This is a genomic window from Robinsoniella sp. RHS (genome assembly GCF_001029355.1).
Lineage (GTDB): Bacteria > Bacillota > Clostridia > Lachnospirales > Lachnospiraceae > Robinsoniella > Robinsoniella peoriensis.
Genome location: NZ_JNGB01000020.1, coordinates 112,758 through 131,062, shown reverse-complemented (window position 1 = coordinate 131,062; position 18,305 = coordinate 112,758). Strand labels below are relative to the sequence as shown.

The window sequence follows — 18,305 nt, the reverse complement described above, 5'->3', positions numbered from 1 at the left end:
ATACCTCCTAATATCCGTATTTCGCAAGTAGTTCCCGCGTTAAATTTGAAGAATTTTCGTTTCCGTCCAAGATGAATTTTTCAATATATTTTCCTATGTAATCATTTTCCAGGTTCACTATATCATGAACCGCTTTCGATGCCAGCGCCGTATGTCCCATCGTGTGGGGAATTACGGAAACACAGAAACGGTCTCTGTCTGTCTTTGCTACCGTCAGACTGATGCCATCCATTGCAATGGAACCTTTTTCTACAATATACCGCATGATTTTTGGAGATGTTTTGACGGTATACCATTGGGCTGCTGCATCGCTTTCTATTTTGATGATGGTACCCGTTCCGTCCACATGTCCGGTAACAATGTGTCCCCCAAACCGCCCGTTCACGGACATGGCTCTTTCCAGATTGACAATGCTTCCGTGCCTTAAGTGTGAAAGGGAAGTACGTGCTATGGTTTCGTGCATAACGTCAGCTGTGAATGCCGATGCGGTAAAACCGGCTGCCGTGAGGCAGATCCCATTGACTGCAATACTGTCACCGGTTTTTATATCCTGTAAAATCTTATTTGCATGCACCGTCAGACGGATCGAATTTCCATTTTTCAAAATGGCTGAAATGCTGCCGGTTTCCTCTATGATTCCTGTAAACATGGATAGACCACCTCACTTTCCATCAAAAAATCATTGCCAACTGGTATGAACCGGGTGTCTGCAAGCAGAAATGCCTCAGCCGGCAGGGCTACCCCTATACCGCCCACAGGAGATACGGCGTGGCTGCCGCCAAAAATTTTCGGTGCAATATATGCCTGAATCCCGTCCACAATTCCCTGCTGCAATGCGCTCCAATTCAACATGCTGCCCCCTTCTAAAAGTATGCTGTCCAGGCCCATCTTTCCAAGAACCCCCATAAGTTCATGCAGATTCACATGTCCGTCCTTTTCACTGGTTTGTATAATACGGCAGCCTTTATTAAGGTATTGCTGTATCTTATTTTCATCAGCGGAGCAGGTTGCCAGTATGGTTTCAGCAGAATAGGTTGATGCTGATTGAACAATTCGGGAATCCAGGGGTGTCCGTAAATGGGTATCGCAGATAATGCGAACCGGATTTGAAGCATTTTCCAGTCTGCAGTTCAGCAGCGGATCATCCTGGATAACCGTGTTTACGCCTGCCATAATGGCGGAATATTGATGTCTGGTTTCCTGTACCTGGTATCTTGCTTTTTCACCGGTTATCCATTTAGACTGTTTTGTATACGTGGCTATTTTGCCATCCATGGTCATAGCGTACTTCATCATCACATAGGGTTTCCCGGTTGTAATGAACTTTGCAAAGGTACGAATGAGTGCTTTACAGTCCTTTTCCAGGACACCTGTTTCTACACGAATCTTATTTCTTTGTAAAATGGCGGCTCCTTTCCCGGACATTTGAGGATTGGGGTCAAGTGTGCCGATTACCACCCTCGTAATACCGCTATTGATAATAGCTTCTGTACAAGGCGGAGTTTTTCCGTAATGACAGCAGGGTTCCAGGGTTACATACATTTCTGCCCCCTTGGCTGAAGTATTGCAGTTCTTTAAAGCATTTCGTTCAGCGTGCAGACCGCCGTAACTTTCATGATATCCCCGTCCGATCACCACACCCTCTTTTACAATCACTGCACCAACCATGGGATTGGGATTTGTAAATCCACTTCCCTTTTTCGCAAGTTCTATGGCCTGCTTCATGTATTCTAAATCCTTCATTTTTATACCTCCTGCATAGTGCAGATCTGCCTGCGATCCTGCCTTAATAAGTAAAAATGCTTTTCTTTCACACTTCACCTCCAAAAAAATACATGCCTTGAATAAAATCTACTCAAGGCATGTAAAATGGAGGTCCTATGCGCATTTAACAAAAAACTCTGAAATGATAATATCATTCCAGAGCACAAAAAGCACATAAAACTGCTTTAACATCTTCTTTCATCCAGACTATACTGTCGGCTTCGGAATTACACCGAATCATGCCTTACGGCTCGTGGGCTTTACCACCGGTAGGGAATTGCACCCTGCCCTGAAGATTTCTATTCAATTGAAATTTATTATAAACAGGTTTTCTTTGGAAGTCAAGTTATTTCAGGCACGCTTTAATATTTTCAAAAGTTCCATATGTGGATGCAGGGTATCTGCCTGGAACACATCCACACAATTCTGGTCTGAACTTCTGTCAGCAAATGCCGGAAACAGGAATCCACACTCAGGACTATCCGGCTCATAATCTCCTTTTAGCGGGCATATGGCACAAATGAGATATTCGTAGACTTCTTCTGACTCTCCCACTCTTTCATGATCCGATGCTTTCACCGGTATATCATACCGGTCATGGTACACCATCACGGCATAATCATGGTCGGAATGATAGGATTCCCCTATCAGTTCATAGAATGTTTCCATCAATACATCATTCTTAAGCCCACAGGATTTCATTCCCATAAGAAGCCGCCACATACTGTTTGGTCCCATAGAATCACTTGGAAATTGATATCTTTTCAGATTCTCATTTGTTCGGGAAAATGGAATCTCTTTTGCAATCTTTAACTTCTTTTCCTTTTCACCAGCAGAAAGCTTTAAAAAATTAGTATTAAACGTACCATCGATTTCACCGTCCGCATCCATATAGCATCCTGCAATCCTCGTCACAGACGTTCTGGCAGGTGTCATTCGTCTGGTCAATTCCAGCATATCTTCTCTGTTAATCATAATTATAATCTTGTCTGTCCCTTCTATCTAATATTTCATGCCCTATTTTAACATACTCCCCGGGGTTATGTCACCAAAATAAAACCGGTTACTGTAATGCTGTAAATCAGAAACGCTGACAGGTGTAATACACGTTTAAACAATCTGTCGTAAAATCAAGAAATATCCCTGCCTTTGAAGGCTCTGACTGCTGTCTTATAAGAAACAATATAAATAATAAATACAATAAAAAGATTAATGATGGAAAGACCGATTCTCGGAAGCTTTAGAGAGTCATTTAAAATACTTAGTAGTTTTGAACTGCCAAATACGATAACTGCAGATCCCGCATATGAAAATATTGTAAGCAGTTCCATCTTTTCTACTGCATTTTCAGACAGATATATAAATCCAATGGACAAACTGCCGGCACACAACGCAATTGCGGCTGCAGCCATGGTCATTTCCAAAAACAGGATGAAATCGGTACGATGGGTTATTAACCCAGGCAAACTTATTAGAAAGCCCGCCAGAATTCCCACGCTTATAATCTCTAAAAGAAGAATGTATTTACTCAGAACAATTTCATTTCTGCTCAGCATCGCCGGCACAGCAAGTTTATCCCATTTCACATTATTGTCCATTGTAAAGGTAGAAGTTACAGTTGTACTGAAAATCAGTATCGGTATTGAAGTAATAAAAGCAGGTCTTTTTGTTGCATAACAATAGGCGATTAAAATGGCGGTCAAAATCAGATACATGTTTTTTATTTTATTTAAGTTGTAAATATCTTTTCTTATTAATCCGTTCATACCACTGTCCCCCTTGCAAGTATCAGCATAATTTCTTCTATGCCAGGCTGTTCTATCAATATTTCTTCCTGATTGAAATGATTCCCCATGGTATTGTCCAGGATAAAGTCTACATGGTTCCCTTCTGCCCGGTAAGCTATCATACCACTTTTGTCCAGTTCATGAAATTTTGAAGCCCTGCAATGCACCAGACTATAATTATAGAGCAGTTCATCCTTTTCTTTACTGAAAATAACATGGCCATTATTAATAAAGGTAATATAATCTGCAATCTTCTCAAGATCTGTAATAATGTGGGATGAGAAAAGAATACTATTGCCTTCATCCTGAATAAATTCCAGAAATAATTTCAGTATTTCATCTCTCATGATGGGGTCTAACGATCCTGTGATTTCATCTAAAATCAACAACCTGGGACAATGGGACAACGCAACCGCCAGATTTAGTTTTACTTTGTTGCCTTTTGACATCTCTTTGACCGCAGTATGTTCCGGTATCTCCATCCGCTGTAAATAGTGATGGAATAAATTTTCATCCCATTTTAGATACATTTTACTAAAAATTTTATTGACCTCTTTGGAAGTAAGATGTTCCGGAAGGTTATTATCATCGTACACAACTGCGATATTTTCTTTATCTTCTTTCGTCAGTTCCTGATAATTTTTGCCAAAAATCCGTATATCTCCTTCGTTTAAATTAATAATGTTCAAAATAGAATTGATGACGGTAGTTTTTCCGGCTCCATTGGGGCCAATCAACCCCATAATAGCTCCTTCGGGACAGGAAAATTGAACATGATCAAGAGTAAATGATGCAAACTTTTTTGTAATATCATTGATTTCAAGAATATTTTTCATATAGCACCTCATTTTCAGTATCAATCAATATGTGAATCATCGAACAGCAGCTTTATCAATCCAATAACGCTGTCTTGTTCTATGTTATATTTCTTTGCAAGAGCGATTAATTCCATCGCCTTGACTTCCAATATCTGATTGCGCTGGTCTTCCAGGCCACCGGAATTATGATTCGTGATATAGGTTCCTTTTCCCACCACGGTTTCAATAATACCTTCCTTCTGAAGCCGGTCATATGCTTTCTGGACTGTAAGCACACCGATTCCCAGTTCTTTTGCCAGACTTCTTACAGAAGTAATCATATCACCGGTTTTTAATTCGCCAGTCAGTATCATATCCTTAATCTGTGAGCCTATTTGTTCATATATTGGTTTGCTGCTTTTGTGGCTTATCATAATTTCCAATTTCCGTTCTCCACCTCTCTTTTTCAAACTCGCTGAGGACTTCGCGGCTATTTTTAAACTCTCTGTACAACTTAGCGGCTATTTCCCAACTTACAGCAGGATAACCGGAACCAAAATACACAGAACCATGATAATTAATAATACCCATCCTAAAATTCGCTGCGTCCTTGACAGGTTTCTCTTTTGATAAGTCATTTTTGTTTGAATCTGAGGGAAACATTCCAATAGTTTTTTTGCAGGATCTTCATCTCTTTCAGCGACCATGATATCTTCACCAGCATAGGAGTCTCCCATATATATGTCCATTATGCTGCCCTGGCGCCATGCCATAATACCGTTCTCTTTTAAAACACAGATCATTTGCTCAGCCTCCGTCATACTTCCCACAGAAGCTATTTTAACAAATCCTTTTTCGTTCATAAAATTCACCTCCGGCTTGCATATTTGCACCTCTTATATATAACACTATAATACACTATATAACACCTGTCAATATACAACAGCCGGATTCGCAATAAATTTTGTTATTCTATTGATTATTCAAAGGACAATACGGATTTTATAATTATCACCAATTTACTCTTTTAAACATATAATATTGAGATAAATCTAATTTATCGAACAAATTTGTTTTTTTCTTTTATATTGTATTATCCGATATTGAATAATTTGATATAGAAAATTTTGTTCCGGATGCGGTACAAAATTGTATGCGCTACAATGTGCAGAAATGGAGGTAATTATGAGTTGTAACAGAAAATGTATGCAAACACACGTTCACGAGGTGCTGGGAAGCGTTCGCCTTGCCGAACTGAATGAAGATCCACACAACCACCGCTTTGCAGGTGTGACAGAAGAAATAATAAAAGTCCCCGGTGGACACATCCACAAATTTACTTCGAAAACAGATTTTTATGAAGATCACTTCCATCCCATTTGTGTAACAACGGGCTTGCAGGTTCCGGTTGGCAAATGCGGCGATGAGCGCCATGTGCACTTTATTGATTCTCAGACAGAAATAGAAGATGGGCATTGTCATAGATTTATTGCTGCTACTTTAATCGAGAATCCTATTGGTGATTAAAAATTCAAACTATTTATTGATGGCAGGCTTGCAGGCTTGCCTGCAATATGCAGGGGTTAAGTAATAAAAAAGGATGTCGCAAAGCAGCTGGTCAAAAAGCTGTTGCGGCATCCTTTTGCGGTCTTTTCACTGCTGTTAGCGTAAAAGTCCCATTTTTGTTATCAATATTTAATCCGCCATCTCACGAATCTGTTTTCTGAGTTTCAGAATCATGGAAGGAGCAACTGACAGCTCATCTACGCCCATACGGATGAATTTCTTCGTCAATTCGGGGTCTGCACCTAATTCTCCGCAGATACCCGCCCATTTTCCATACTTATGGGCATTGTCCACCACCATTTGAATCATTTTCAGAATCGCCTTGTGGTGGGGATTATAAAAGTCATCCAGCTTTTCATTCTGCCTGTCAATTGCCAGCGTGTACTGGGTTAAATCATTTGTTCCAATGCTGAAGAAATCCACGATTTCAGCCAGTTCATCGCTGATCATGACTGCAGCAGGTGTTTCGATCATAATCCCCTGTTCCGGAAGTTTATAAGGAATCTGTTCCTTATCCAGCTCTTCTTTCACTTCATTTACAATTTCATAAATCTGATGGACTTCTTCCGTGGATGTAATCATTGGATACATGATCGACAGATTTCCGTATACGGCTGCACGAAAGAGTGCACGGAGCTGCGTCTTGAATATATCAGGCTGTTTCAGGCAGATACGGATTGCGCGATAACCCAGAGCAGGGTTATCTTCTTTGCCCAGGTTAAAATACTCTACCTGCTTATCCGCTCCGATATCTAATGTACGGATAATTACTTTTTTGCCTGCCATCATCTGCACGACCTGTCTGTATGCCCGGAATTGCTCTTCTTCTGTTGGGAAATCCGATTTTCCAAGATATAAGAATTCACTGCGGAATAACCCAATGCCTCCGGCATCATTTTCCAGTACATATCCCACATCCCCTACGCTTCCGATGTTAGCATAAATATTGATTTTCTTTCCGCCAAGGGTTACATTTTCTTTGCCTTTCAACGTATTTAGAAGCTCCAGCTTTTCTTTCTCTTCCTGAATTCTGATTTTGGTCTGGCTGCATAAATCCACGGAAGGCTCAAATATTACTTCCCCGGTAAATCCGTCCACTACCGCTTCCATACCGCTTTGAATTTCTTCCAGATTCACCGGTACTCCGATCAGTGCCGGGATATTCATCATGCGTGCCAGGATCGCCGTATGGGAATTGGTAGAGCCATGCACGGTTACAAATGCCAGAATTTTGTCTTTATCCATCTGAACGGTTTCACTGGGGCTTAAGTCATCTGCCACAATGATTGCAGCTTCCATGGTACTTAAGTCCAGCCCGTCCTTTCCTTCCAGGTTCTGAACCAGGCGATTGGAGATATCCTTGATATCCGCTGCCCTGGCTTTCATATAGTCATCATCCATGTTGGCAAACATTGCAGAAAAATTATCTCCGGTAACGGCAACGGCGTACTCCGCATTGATCATTTCTGTCCGGATGGAATTGTGTATGGAATCCAGATAATCTTCATCTTCCAGCATCATCTGGTGGACTTCGAAAATGGCAGCACTGGCTTCGCCTACTTCTTTTACCGCCTTATCATATAATTTCTGGAGCTGCTCTTTTGCCGCTTCCAGAGCCGTTTCCACTCTTTCAATTTCCAATTCTGCATTTTCAATCTTTTTACGTTTCACCTGGTGATCGCTATTTTTGAAGACCACAACAGGTCCCATAACGATTCCTTTATATACCGATTTTCCTGATAATTTTAGCATTTTCTGCCTCCTCAATATTTTTAGAGCATTGAGCGTGTGTTAAATTGCTTCCGGACAGACTTACGTCACACTTGCAAATACGCTCCGGCTCGTTTGTCAGCGATTATAAGGTTTCTTCAAAGAATTTTTTCATACCCTGATACGCAGTTTCTTCGTCGGATCCTGTAATTACGATTTCCACGGTCTGCCCGCATTTGACGCCCAGGCTCATCACAGCCATCAGTTTATTTGCATCCGCTGACTTGCCGTCTTTTGACAGCGTAATTTTACTTTCGTACTTTTTTGCCTCTTTTACCAGCAGACCTGCCGGTCTTGCATGAATTCCTACCTCATCCTTGACTACATAACTAAAATTCTTCATTGTTCTTGTCCTCCTTTAAATATTCTCCATTTGTCGCTATTACGCGCTGATACCAATAAAATGATTTTTTCTTTGTTCTGGCAAGAGTCCCGCTTCCGTCATCCTGTTTATCTACATAGATGAATCCATAGCGTTTTTTCATCTCACCGGTTCCGGCACTGATTAAATCAACCGGTGCCCAGGATGTATATCCGATCAGTTCCACACCATCTTCTTCCACAGCCGCCATCATAGCGCGGATATGTGCATCCAGATACTCAATGCGGTAATCATCCTCTACATATCCGTTCTCATCCGGCACATCGGCAGCTCCCAGACCGTTTTCTACAATAAACAGTGGTTTCTGGTAACGGTCATATACATGATTTAAGGTAATCCGCAGACCCAGAGGGTCAATCGGCCATCCCCATTCACTGAATTTCAGATAGGGATTCTTAGCTGATTTAAAAAGATTTCCCTCAGCCTCATCCTGCCCGCCCCCGGGTGCTGCGATACATCTGCTGTTGTAGTATGAAAAGGATATAAAATCCACCGGATACTTCTTTAAAATTTCAGCATCCCCATCTTCTATCAGGGGGAAAATGCCCTTTTTACGAAGGCGCTTTACTGCATAGGACGGATAATATCCCCTTGCCTGAACATCCACAAAAAAATAATTTTCCTGATCTGTAAGCAAAGCCTCCCATACATCTTCCGGTTTACAGGTATAAGGATAGGCACTTCCTGCCGCAAACATACATCCTATTTTATTTTCCGGATTGATTTCATGTGCCATTCTGGTGGCAAGGGCGCTGGCTATCAATTCATGATGAGCGGCCTGGTACTTAATCTGTTCTTCATTATCGCCTTCTTCAAAATAAATCCCTGCACCCATAAACGGAGCATGGAGAATCATATTAATTTCATTGAATGTCAGCCAGTAAGTCACATATTCCCGAAAACGGGTAAACAGCACTTCGCAGAGATGCAGATAAAAATCAATGAGCCCTCTGCTGCGCCATCCGCCGTATTTTTGGATCAGCCAGATGGGACAATCAAAATGAGAAATGGTTACCAGCGGCTGTATCTGATACTTTTGGCATTCCTTAAAAATTTCTTCATAAAATCCCAGGCCTTCTTCATTTGGTTCTTCTTCATCGCCCTTTGGAAATATTCTGGTCCAGGCAATACTTAAGCGGTATACCCGAAATCCCATTTCACCAAAAAGCCGGATATCCTCCTTGAAATGATGGTATAAATCAATCGCCTCCGCTGCGGGATAGCTATGTACATCATCCATCTCGAGCATCTTCAGATGTCCGGTAATAACCGCATTTCTGTCTTCGCCAGCCGGACACACATCTACATTAGCGGCACCTCTTCCACCTTCCAGGATACCACCCTCACATTGGTTGGCTGCCGTAGCGCCGCCCCACATAAAATCTTTTGGAAATCCCATAACCTCACCTCCTATCGCAGTATTTTCAACAGGTTTTCGCCCGGATTTATCTGATTGCCGGCAACTTCTATTACACCCAGATAATCATCTGAATTGGTAACAATCACCGGAGTTTCCAGGCAGAAGCCTTTTTCTTCTATAAAATCTTTATCAAATTTTATCAGAAGCTGTCCCTTCTGTACCCGGTCACCCTCTTTGACCATAGCTTCAAATCCTTCTCCATTTAACTGCACCGTGTCCAATCCGATATGGATCAGTATTTCAACACCTTCCTCCGTTTCCATTCCCAGGGCATGAAGTGTTGGAAACAGGGTGGAAACCACTCCGTTTGCAGGAGCGAAGACATTACCTTCCTCCGGTAAAACGGCTGCACCCTTCCCCAGAACACCGGAAGCAAATGCGTCATCTTTGATGGATTCCAGCTTCAGGACTTTCCCTTTGACAGGGCTTCCAATATCCATTTGTTTATACATGGATTTCTGTTCTTCATTCACTGCCTTAGCCGAAACAAGGATTTGCCGACTATCCTGTACACTGTCGTAAACGTTTTCTTTTGCATTTACTTTTTCGTTTCCATCTTTATTTACTGTTTCCGTTACTGCCTTATCCCGATATAAAATCATGGTAGCCGCAAAAGCAATCACCATCGTTATTGCTACTCCTGCAACGGCCACTATCAGATTGCCCATGCTGCCATCCGGTTCAATCATAGCGGGAAATTCAAATATGCCCATGCCGCCCATCATAAATTTCCGGAAGTTAAAGGCTCCGTAAAATCCGCCGCCGATACCGCCTACTATACAACTAATGATAAAAGGTTTCTTGAGCGGCAGCAGAATACCGTAAATAGCAGGTTCTGTGACACCAAAAATTCCGGAAATAAAGTTTGGAAGAGCCATTTCTTTGAGCTGCTTATTTTTGGTCTTAAAGAAGATTGCCAAAACCACTGCTGAAGTTGCAAAGGTGCATGCGAAGAACGGCATCATTACATTATCATAACCGTTTGTCATAATGTTATTGATATAAACCGGAATAAAACCCCAGTGCAAACCAAAGATTACAAGAACCTGCCAGGTAAGCCCTACAATGGCTCCGGCTAACATGGGACTGAAATTACGAACGGACATAACCGCTTCAGCAATGATGGCAGACCCGAATGTAGCCAAAGGACCGATCAGCAAAAATCCGGCCGGAATAGCGATAACCAGTGTAAGCATTGGTACAAAGAAGAATTTCACCAGATCCGGAATAAATTTATTAAAAAACTTCTCACATTTTGATGCAAAGTATACTACAAAAATAACCGGAATTACGGTTCCCGTATAATTCATTGCAATCAGGGGAATTCCAAAGAACTCCGTGTACACGCTGGATTCAAAAACAGTTCCGCGAAACAGGGTATAGAGCACATCCCCTCCGGCTGCAAGAGCACTGTTTTGTATGGTGGGGTAACACATAATGGCACCGATTACTAAACCAAGCATCGGTTTTAAACGAAACTTTTTCGCTGCCGTGTAGCCAAGGAACAATGGCATATAGTTAAATAACCCGTCTCCGATTGCATTTAATACCAGATAACCGCCGCTGGTATCTGAATATAATCCCAGTGCTATAAACAAGGCATTAAAACCTTTTACCATACCGCAGGCAGCCATAATTCCAAGGATTGGCTGGAAGATACCGGAGATAACATCAATCGCCCTGTTAAACAGATTTTGGGACCGGGCATCATCCTCTTTGTCTGTACTGTCCTCTTCTAAGTCAATCAGAGGCATAACATCGGCATATACCTCAGGCACATGATTCCCGATTACGACCTGATATTGTCCGCCGCTTTTCATAACGGTGACGACACCATCCATATCTTTGATGATATCATCATTTGCTTTGCTTTCGTCCTTCAGTTTAAAACGAAGCCTTGTGATACAGTGTGTCAGGCTGCTGATATTTTCCCTGCCGCCTACATTACTAACAATTTCTCTTGCCAGATTCTCATACTTACCCATTTTTTGTCCTCCATTAATAATTTTATTTTCTGAAGGTTTGGCCAACTAAATGTCACCATCCTGGCATACATGGCATGATGTGCGGTATTAACTTACTGCCTTATTAACCACACGTTCTATATGAATCGTCAGATAAATCTGCTCTTCTTTCGACAGCTGATATTCATATTTCTTTAAAATAAACTGCGTAATTTTTTCTACACAGCGAAAAGCATTCTGATATTTCGACTTAATAACATCCCACAAATCGTCATTGTCTTCTTCATCATAAATATTGTGGTCAATCAGACGTTTTGCAAAAAATTTCAAATGAGTGATAAAACGGTAATAATAGACATCATCTTCATTAAATTCAATTTGATAAAAATATTTGACGATGTTGGCTATTTCCTGCATAATCCTTGTAATTTCATACATATTGTGCATGATTTCCTGGTCCATCTGGGCATTTGCCAGGTGAAGCGCTATAAAACCGGCTTCATCATCGGGTAACCGCACTTTACATTTCTCCTGAATCAGATCCAAAGCCCAGAGCCCAACTTGAAATTCATCTTTATAAAATCTTCGAATATCCCATAACAAAACATTTTTTACAGTTACTCCATCCAGAAAGCGGAGGATAGAAGTATGTACATGGTCAATGAGGGAAATATAAATCATATCGTTAAGTTTCTTTCCAAGACGTACCCTGGCTTCTGAAATAATTTCCTCTCCGATAGCTATATGCTCTATCGGAATATCCTGAATCAGTACCTGGAATTTGTTATGTGCATCCTTAGCGGATAGAAAGAATATTTTATCAATCATCTCCGGATCAATATCATCTCCTGCTTTTTTCTTAAAGCAGATCCCCCTGCCCATAACGATTTTTTCCTGATCTTTATCATCTACCACGACCGCCACATTGTTATTCAGAGCTTTAAATATCCTCATTTACTTTTCCCCCTGTACGATGCCAAAAGTGTAATTTGGCAATAAAAAAACCTATATGCACAAATAAACATGAAAGCATGGGCTTTCAAAATTATCTCTACATACAGGTTTAGCTTGTCTGCACAATCACTATCCTTTACTTGCAGAAATCATAGCATAGACCAAATCAGAAGTCAATCGTATCCGCCTCATTCCATGTAGTTTCTCTGTTTCTTCCAAATTTTCACTATCATTTTTGGTTAAATTGTCATTGCTTATTGTAATTACAAAGTTTCTGCGGTATTATAATAAAATTCTACAGCCTGAATAAAAGGCAAAATAAATTATTGAAGGAGGATGAAGTTGAAAGAAGGATATTATCTGATTGGAGAAGTCAGCAAAATTACCGGAATTTCAAAAGATACACTGCATTTCTACAATAAAATAGGATTACTGACACCGGATTATACAGATAAAAAGAATCAGTACCGATATTATTCCCGATGGAATTTATGGCAGCTGGACATTATAACAACATGCCGTAAATTAAGTGTACCTCTGGAAAAAGTAAAACAGCTTCTTAATTTTCATGATAATGCGAAAATAACACAGCTTTTATTGGATTATCGCAATGAAGCATTGCGTTTAAGCGCCTATTACCAGCAGGTAGCGGATGATATTCTATGGTATGACCAGGAAAACCGGCGGATTTCTTCCGGCGTAAATCTTGCAGATGTGCAGATGAAATGGCTCGATGAAGAAACTGTCATAGCCGGGGTTTTGAAAAGAGATGTAAGTTCTTATCATGCCAATCTGCAGGAAGCCGCCAAAGATGAGCTGCAGTATGTAAGTACCATTCAGAGAAAATATGGCTATCTCATTGACCAGGATCAAATGGTAGATGGGAGGGTATGTAAGTACAGGGAATATTTAAAGATTGCGGATTCCGGTTATGCACATGTCCAATCCGAAAATCTCTATGTGCTGCCCGCGGGATACTATGCGGTCTGTATTGTGCGTATCATAAAGGATACTGCAGATTTCCAGCCGCTGATACAATGGCTGAATGTCAATGGATACACAACAGACGAAGTATACGCAGAAGAATTGGGGCTGCAGTTATTCGATTACATAGACGATTACTACTGCGAAATAAAAGCCCATTTAGTAAAAAAATAACATAAATAAAAAAATACTTGACAATGTAGTTACTCCATCCTTTATCCTTTGCAAAAAAGAAAGAGGATGAGTTACTATGAAACAGACACCCATATGGAAAATATTATTAAAATTGTGCCCACCGGTTATGCTTGCCTTATTGATTCAGTCTGTCTACAATATTGTGGACAGTTATTTTGTAGCACAGCATTCAGCGGAAGGATTGACAGCGCTATCGATCATCTTTCCGATCCAGCTTTTGATGACCGCCATTGCAACGGGTACCGGAACCGGCATTAACATTCTGATATCCAGAATGGACGGAGCAGGTGATTTGAAATACCAGAATAATATTATTAAGAGCGGATTATTTTTAGGATTATTTAACTTTCTGGTTTTTACTATACTAGGATTATTATGCATGAATACCTATTGTCAATTTTCTTCAGATCAGCCTATTGTTCGGGAATTGGGAATTCAGTACTGCCAAATTATCTTTGCTTTTTCCCTGGGAATGTTTGTAGAAGCTAACTGCACGAAGATACTGCAGGCAAAAGGAAATATGCTTCTCCCTATGTATGCCCAAATTGTGGGGGCCTTTATCAACGTGGTTTTAGATCCCCTTTTAATTTTCGGGCGTTTGGGGTTTCCGGAAATGGGGATACAGGGGGCTGCCATCGCAACGGTCATTGGACAATGGTGTGCCATGATGATTGTTCTTATTTCAGTAATGCATAAATGTTCGTTAAAGGGAAAATTAAGTCTGCAAAACTGTATTTTAATATATAAAACAGGACTTCCTTCGATCATTATGCAATCCCTGTACACACTTTATATAGTGGGGCTGAATCTGATATTAAAACAATTTACGGAAAGTGCCGTGACGGTGCTGGGAATTTATTATAAATTGCAGACATTCTTTTTTATTCCTCTTATGGGATTACAGCAGGTAATCCTGCCTATAATCAGTTTCAACTATGGAGCAAAAGATCATGACCGTGTGAAGCAGACGCTTCGCTGTTCTATCGTTGTTTCATGCATCGTGATGCTGGCAGGATGTATTATATTTATAACCGTGCCAGAACAGCTGATACTGATTTTTTCTAATAACAAAGAGATTTTGGAAATCGGGCGTTCAGCACTTCGTATTATCTCTGTAAGTTTTATTCCGGCTGCCTTTGTAATCATGTTTACTGTTTACTTCCAGGGGGTCAATAAAGGAAATGCCAGTATCAGTGTTACGATTCTCCGCCAGATAATTCTTCTGGTACCGTTGGCTTGGCTGTTTCATTTTAAAGGTCTTTTCTTTGTATGGTTCACTTTTCCGGTTACTGAGATTCTGGCACTGCTATTTTGCACATGGCTCTATAAGAGAGGGCCCGCCGATGTAAAAGTACATCACGAGTCTTTTGAACTTCCATTAATTTAAAAAAATGCTTACAAAAATCTAATTTGTATGTTATACTTACTTCCGTTAAAAATTCATATGACAAAAATACTTTGGTTTTAATTGGAAACGATACATGTGTGCATTACGCTCGCCTGATTAACGAACAACACACGTGTATTTTTGCGCCCATTTTTAGAAAAGGAGATTCAAAAATGCCAAAAACCAAAGCACAAAATATTATTTTCACAATTCTCATGGCCTTCGCCATGGTCTATGCTATGATCTGTTATAACATAGCAATCAATCGGGGGGGAATGACAAACGAGGTATTCCTTCTGGCGTTTCATGAACTGGTCATTATGTGGCCGCTTGCATTTGTACTGGAATTTTTTGCAGTCGAAAAACTGTCCCACATGCTTGCATTTCGTATTGTAACCCCAAAAGACCGCCCGATTTTTATATTGCTGGCAATTTCCTCCATGATCGTATGCCTGATGTGCCCCCTTATGAGTCTGGCAGCAACCATTCTATTTAAAAATCCCGGCAAAGATATTGTTGCAGTCTGGTTTCAGACAACAGCCATGAACTTTCCAATGGCACTGTGCTGGCAGATTTTCTTTGCAGGTCCGCTTGTGAGACTGGTTTTCCGGTCTTTATTCAAAAAGCAGCTTGAAAATTTCGTACCACAAACGGAACCTGAATGTTAATTCAAAGCGAATGATATCTTATTTATATACCACTGCCGGTACCGGCACCAACAATCCCCTGCTGGACAACGCAAGGGGATGATGTGCCCTGTACAAGTTTCTATCGGGCGTCTGCCTTGTAAAGAGTAAAACACTCATATTGATGATTTTTTACTGCTGCTCAGAAGCTGGACGGCAAGAATCGTCGCACAGATAAAAATACAGATAAAAGCTGCATAACAACAGATAAATGCCAGCATCATATAGATTGCCTGAAGTTCTGATTTTTCTCCTGCATAAGTGTATACTGCAATAAAACTGGCACCTTCACTTACTTTCTTTTCCTCTAAAAATTGCCTGAGTTCATATTTGTATTCCGTTTGTTCACGATCTGCTGTCATGGCAAAATAGCACTGCCGTTCTCCGGTCAGTGTATTGAGTGTTTCATCCGGCAAAACTAAGATAGAACCCGTGTTAGTACCGCTTTCATTAATCATATTTTGTGCAAAATCACTCTTCTGAACAGCCTTCAATTTATACTCTTTTCCTTCGGTTGTCAGAGTAGGAAGTGCTTTTTCAAATTTTCCTGCATAATATTCTTCATCTGTCTGAATGTAATATTCATCTGTTTTCAAAGAAACTGTTTCCCTGCCCAGCATTTTCAGCAGTGCATTATAGTCAGAAAGCCGTATGGCACGGTCTTTATTCTGGCTGTCTGCCAAATCTTCAAATTCATTTTCTTCGGACCGTTTCTTTTTCAGAAGCGTAGCGATAATTTCACTGTCATTTAACCGATAGATATGATAAGAATGCTCTGTTGTTACCGTACTTCGCTGTCTGACAAAATCTCTGCAGGATTCTATATCCAAAGTCCCGTAGCGTTCGGAAACCTCTATATCGAAAGGGACTGATTTTGCCAGACTAGTCTCATACGAATTTGCCATAAAGGCAGCGCCCCCAAGTCCCAGCAGGGTCAGAAGTAACAGAATGGAAATGACGCCCATCTGTTTTCCGTTCGTCTTCAGCCTTCCTGTTAGCTGTCTGTAAAAAAAGATATTAAGATGATGCAGGCGGCGTTTTTCATTTTTCTTATAACGAATCAGAATATTTTCAGACAGGTGCCTGTAAAATAGCAGCAGGCTGATGCCTTGCAGGAGTACACCCGAAACCATTAAAAAGATTCCGAAAAAGCCGGATAACTTCTGGACAAATGCAGTACCAAGGCATAGGATTCCAAAAATACCTGTCAAAACTGCGAGAATAAGCTTTGCTTTTATATGTTTCCCTTTATTTGTAGAGGATTTTTCATTTTTCCTTTCATAATGCATCAGTTCTTTAATACGAATCTTCTTTAAGATTTTGTTCTGACGCTGCAGTGAAAGGGCAAACATAATAAAAAAGCAGAGAACGGTCAAGCCAACAGCCGGTAATTGAAACGATAAATCCATATAATAACTCTTATCAAACATCCGGAAAATCACCTGGCTTAAAACAAGATAAAAGAAATTACCCAATACAATTCCAACAAACAGAGTGGAAATACCGATTATCAGCTGTTCCGTCAGAAAAAGACGGCTCATGGTTCTGCGTTCCATTCCCATTGTCATATAGCAGGCAAATTCCCGGCTGCGCTGTTCAAAAATAAAACGGGTTATGTAGGAAATCAGCCACCCCAGAATCAGTACAACCATTATCGTTACGCATAACAGGATACTCATCATTTGCCCCATCAGTTTGTTAAATGAAGCTATTGCATCGGAAAACAGCAGGGAATTGTATGCGAATATTAACGTAATGCTTAAAATAAGTGTAAGAACATAAACGGCATAATCACCCAGGCTTCTTTTTACATTACGCAAGGCAAGTTTAGCGTACATGAGCAACATCACCGCCTAACATGGACATCACATCCAGGATTTCCTGGAAGAACTTCTTTCTGTCTTTATTTCCTCTGAGCATTTCCGTAAAGATCTTGCCGTCACGCAGAAACAGGATACGGCTGCAGTGGCTGGCGGTAAAAGCGTCATGGGTAACCATTAGAATTGTAATCCCAAGAGATTTATTCAGATCCTTCATAGCATCCAAGAGCATGGCACTGGATGCGGAGTCCAGTGCGCCGGTAGGTTCATCGGCAAGCAGCAGGTCCGGTTCATTCACCAGCGCTCTTGCACAGGCACAGCGCTGTTTCTGCCCTCCGGATACTTCGTATGGAAAATTATGAAGTTCACTACGAATGCCCAGCTTTTCCGCAATGGTATTTACCTTTGGTGTTATTTCCTCCTGGGGCAGTTTGCGTATGGTAAGAGCCAGTTCAATATTTTCTCCCAGGGTAAGGGTATCGAGCAGATTATATTCCTGAAAGACAAATCCCAGATGCTCACTCCGGAAACGTGCAATCTCCTGTTCCGTCAGCTGTGTGATCTCCCGATCCCTTAAAAATATTTTCCCTGCGGAGGGATCATCCAAAGTAGAAACACACTGAAGCAGCGTTGTTTTCCCGGAACCGCTGGCACCCATAATTCCCACAAATTCTCCTCCTTCGACCGAAAAGTCCACATCATTCAGAGCCTTTGTTACATTTGCATTTTCTCCATAATATTTAGAGATATGTTCTATTTTTAATAAAGTTTTCATGTTTATCACCTCAGATATAGCATACCGCCTGTGCACTTTGGAACATAGCATATT

18 protein-coding genes and 1 riboswitch are annotated in these 18,305 nt (G+C 40.9%); of the genes, 4 read left to right on the top strand and 14 right to left on the bottom strand.

Annotation, left to right across the window (positions count from 1 at the left end):
• Positions 1–7: 7 nt before the first annotated feature.
• The 7 genes from RHS_RS11295 to RHS_RS11265 form a co-directional block, all read right to left on the bottom strand.
• Positions 8–649 (bottom strand): riboflavin synthase, encoded by a 642-nt coding sequence (locus RHS_RS11295; protein ID WP_027292916.1) that lies wholly within the window; start codon positions 647–649, stop codon positions 8–10.
• Positions 631–1,743, bottom strand: coding sequence for a bifunctional diaminohydroxyphosphoribosylaminopyrimidine deaminase/5-amino-6-(5-phosphoribosylamino)uracil reductase RibD (gene ribD, locus RHS_RS11290; protein ID WP_047833231.1), 1,113 nt, complete (start codon positions 1,741–1,743; stop codon positions 631–633). The genes RHS_RS11295 and ribD overlap by 19 nt, the downstream gene beginning before the upstream one ends.
• A 207-nt stretch (positions 1,744–1,950) precedes the next feature.
• Positions 1,951–2,065: riboswitch (FMN riboswitch) on the bottom strand.
• A 50-nt stretch (positions 2,066–2,115) separates the two neighbouring features.
• Positions 2,116–2,739: a DUF4317 family protein gene (locus RHS_RS11285; RefSeq protein ID WP_027292914.1), complete on the bottom strand. Its 624-nt coding sequence runs from the start codon at positions 2,737–2,739 to the stop codon at positions 2,116–2,118.
• A gap of 155 nt (positions 2,740–2,894) precedes the next feature.
• The gene (locus tag RHS_RS11280) at positions 2,895–3,530 is read right to left on the bottom strand and encodes an ABC-2 transporter permease (protein ID WP_047833230.1); all 636 of its coding nucleotides are present in this window, start codon (positions 3,528–3,530) and stop codon (positions 2,895–2,897) included.
• Positions 3,527–4,387 (bottom strand): ABC transporter ATP-binding protein, encoded by an 861-nt coding sequence (locus RHS_RS11275; RefSeq protein WP_047833229.1) that lies wholly within the window; start codon positions 4,385–4,387, stop codon positions 3,527–3,529. The genes RHS_RS11280 and RHS_RS11275 overlap by 4 nt, the downstream gene beginning before the upstream one ends.
• Positions 4,388–4,407: 20 nt before the next feature.
• Entirely contained in the window at positions 4,408–4,782 is a 375-nt protein-coding gene (locus RHS_RS11270; protein WP_152614199.1) for a GntR family transcriptional regulator, read from the bottom strand.
• 99 nt (positions 4,783–4,881) lie between these two features.
• Positions 4,882–5,211, bottom strand: coding sequence for a hypothetical protein (locus tag RHS_RS11265; RefSeq protein ID WP_047833228.1), 330 nt, complete (start codon positions 5,209–5,211; stop codon positions 4,882–4,884).
• 322 nt (positions 5,212–5,533) lie between these two features.
• Here RHS_RS11265 and RHS_RS11260 point away from each other — a divergent pair, with 322 nt between their 5' ends.
• Entirely contained in the window at positions 5,534–5,875 is a 342-nt protein-coding gene (locus RHS_RS11260) for a YmaF family protein (protein ID WP_081820141.1), read from the top strand.
• Between the two features lie 168 nt (positions 5,876–6,043).
• Here the strand turns inward: RHS_RS11260 and ptsP are convergent, their stop codons facing one another.
• The 5 genes from ptsP to licT all read right to left on the bottom strand — a co-directional run bounded on the left by ptsP (position 6,044) and on the right by licT (position 12,404).
• Positions 6,044–7,666 carry a phosphoenolpyruvate--protein phosphotransferase gene (gene ptsP / locus RHS_RS11255; RefSeq protein WP_047833227.1) on the bottom strand — a complete coding sequence of 541 codons (1,623 nt, stop codon included), beginning with the start codon at positions 7,664–7,666 and terminating at the stop codon, positions 6,044–6,046.
• Positions 7,667–7,769: 103 nt separating this feature from the next.
• The gene (locus RHS_RS11250) at positions 7,770–8,027 is read right to left on the bottom strand and encodes an HPr family phosphocarrier protein (RefSeq protein WP_027292907.1); all 258 of its coding nucleotides are present in this window, start codon (positions 8,025–8,027) and stop codon (positions 7,770–7,772) included.
• Positions 8,014–9,465 carry a 6-phospho-beta-glucosidase gene (locus RHS_RS11245; RefSeq protein ID WP_027292906.1) on the bottom strand — a complete coding sequence of 484 codons (1,452 nt, stop codon included), beginning with the start codon at positions 9,463–9,465 and terminating at the stop codon, positions 8,014–8,016. The genes RHS_RS11250 and RHS_RS11245 overlap by 14 nt, the downstream gene beginning before the upstream one ends.
• A gap of 11 nt (positions 9,466–9,476) precedes the next feature.
• On the bottom strand, positions 9,477–11,471 hold the full coding sequence (locus RHS_RS11240; protein ID WP_047833226.1) for a beta-glucoside-specific PTS transporter subunit IIABC: 1,995 nt from the start codon (positions 11,469–11,471) through the stop codon (positions 9,477–9,479).
• Positions 11,472–11,558: 87 nt separating this feature from the next.
• On the bottom strand, positions 11,559–12,404 hold the full coding sequence (gene licT, locus RHS_RS11235; protein ID WP_047833225.1) for a BglG family transcription antiterminator LicT: 846 nt from the start codon (positions 12,402–12,404) through the stop codon (positions 11,559–11,561).
• Positions 12,405–12,740: 336 nt separating this feature from the next.
• Here licT and RHS_RS11230 point away from each other — a divergent pair, with 336 nt between their 5' ends.
• The 3 genes from RHS_RS11230 to RHS_RS11220 all read left to right on the top strand — a co-directional run bounded on the left by RHS_RS11230 (position 12,741) and on the right by RHS_RS11220 (position 15,638).
• Positions 12,741–13,562, top strand: coding sequence for a MerR family transcriptional regulator (locus RHS_RS11230; protein WP_395022089.1), 822 nt, complete (start codon positions 12,741–12,743; stop codon positions 13,560–13,562).
• A gap of 76 nt (positions 13,563–13,638) precedes the next feature.
• Complete coding sequence (locus RHS_RS11225) at positions 13,639–14,970, top strand: MATE family efflux transporter (protein ID WP_047833223.1); 1,332 nt, start codon at positions 13,639–13,641, stop codon at positions 14,968–14,970.
• Between the two features lie 173 nt (positions 14,971–15,143).
• Positions 15,144–15,638: a DUF2798 domain-containing protein gene (locus RHS_RS11220; RefSeq protein ID WP_047833222.1), complete on the top strand. Its 495-nt coding sequence runs from the start codon at positions 15,144–15,146 to the stop codon at positions 15,636–15,638.
• Between the two features lie 134 nt (positions 15,639–15,772).
• On the opposite strand, the gene RHS_RS11215 is transcribed toward RHS_RS11220, so the two are convergent.
• Together RHS_RS11215 and RHS_RS11210 are read right to left on the bottom strand one after the other, a co-directional pair.
• Positions 15,773–17,494, bottom strand: a complete 1,722-nt coding sequence (locus RHS_RS11215) for an ABC transporter permease (protein WP_047833221.1) — start codon at positions 17,492–17,494, stop codon at positions 15,773–15,775.
• Positions 17,484–18,251, bottom strand: a complete 768-nt coding sequence (locus RHS_RS11210; protein WP_047833220.1) for an ABC transporter ATP-binding protein — start codon at positions 18,249–18,251, stop codon at positions 17,484–17,486. The genes RHS_RS11215 and RHS_RS11210 overlap by 11 nt, the downstream gene beginning before the upstream one ends.
• Positions 18,252–18,305: the final 54 nt, after the last annotated feature.

Bases quoted from the DNA above. Each gene is read 5' to 3' on its own strand.
- RHS_RS11295 (WP_027292916.1), bottom strand. From the start codon at position 649: ATGTTTACAGGAATCATAGAGGAAACCGGCAGCATTTCAGCCATTTTG.
- ribD (WP_047833231.1), bottom strand. From the start codon at position 1,743: ATGAAGGATTTAGAATACATGAAGCAGGCCATAGAACTTGCGAAAAAG.
- RHS_RS11285 (WP_027292914.1), bottom strand. From the start codon at position 2,739: ATGATTAACAGAGAAGATATGCTGGAATTGACCAGACGAATGACACCT.
- RHS_RS11280 (WP_047833230.1), bottom strand. From the start codon at position 3,530: ATGAACGGATTAATAAGAAAAGATATTTACAACTTAAATAAAATAAAA.
- RHS_RS11275 (WP_047833229.1), bottom strand. From the start codon at position 4,387: ATGAAAAATATTCTTGAAATCAATGATATTACAAAAAAGTTTGCATCA.
- RHS_RS11270 (WP_152614199.1), bottom strand. From the start codon at position 4,782: ATGATAAGCCACAAAAGCAGCAAACCAATATATGAACAAATAGGCTCA.
- RHS_RS11265 (WP_047833228.1), bottom strand. From the start codon at position 5,211: ATGAACGAAAAAGGATTTGTTAAAATAGCTTCTGTGGGAAGTATGACG.
- RHS_RS11260 (WP_081820141.1), top strand. From the start codon at position 5,534: ATGAGTTGTAACAGAAAATGTATGCAAACACACGTTCACGAGGTGCTG.
- ptsP (WP_047833227.1), bottom strand. From the start codon at position 7,666: ATGCTAAAATTATCAGGAAAATCGGTATATAAAGGAATCGTTATGGGA.
- RHS_RS11250 (WP_027292907.1), bottom strand. From the start codon at position 8,027: ATGAAGAATTTTAGTTATGTAGTCAAGGATGAGGTAGGAATTCATGCA.
- RHS_RS11245 (WP_027292906.1), bottom strand. From the start codon at position 9,465: ATGGGATTTCCAAAAGATTTTATGTGGGGCGGCGCTACGGCAGCCAAC.
- RHS_RS11240 (WP_047833226.1), bottom strand. From the start codon at position 11,471: ATGGGTAAGTATGAGAATCTGGCAAGAGAAATTGTTAGTAATGTAGGC.
- licT (WP_047833225.1), bottom strand. From the start codon at position 12,404: ATGAGGATATTTAAAGCTCTGAATAACAATGTGGCGGTCGTGGTAGAT.
- RHS_RS11230 (WP_395022089.1), top strand. From the start codon at position 12,741: ATGAAGTTGAAAGAAGGATATTATCTGATTGGAGAAGTCAGCAAAATT.
- RHS_RS11225 (WP_047833223.1), top strand. From the start codon at position 13,639: ATGAAACAGACACCCATATGGAAAATATTATTAAAATTGTGCCCACCG.
- RHS_RS11220 (WP_047833222.1), top strand. From the start codon at position 15,144: ATGCCAAAAACCAAAGCACAAAATATTATTTTCACAATTCTCATGGCC.
- RHS_RS11215 (WP_047833221.1), bottom strand. From the start codon at position 17,494: ATGTACGCTAAACTTGCCTTGCGTAATGTAAAAAGAAGCCTGGGTGAT.
- RHS_RS11210 (WP_047833220.1), bottom strand. From the start codon at position 18,251: ATGAAAACTTTATTAAAAATAGAACATATCTCTAAATATTATGGAGAA.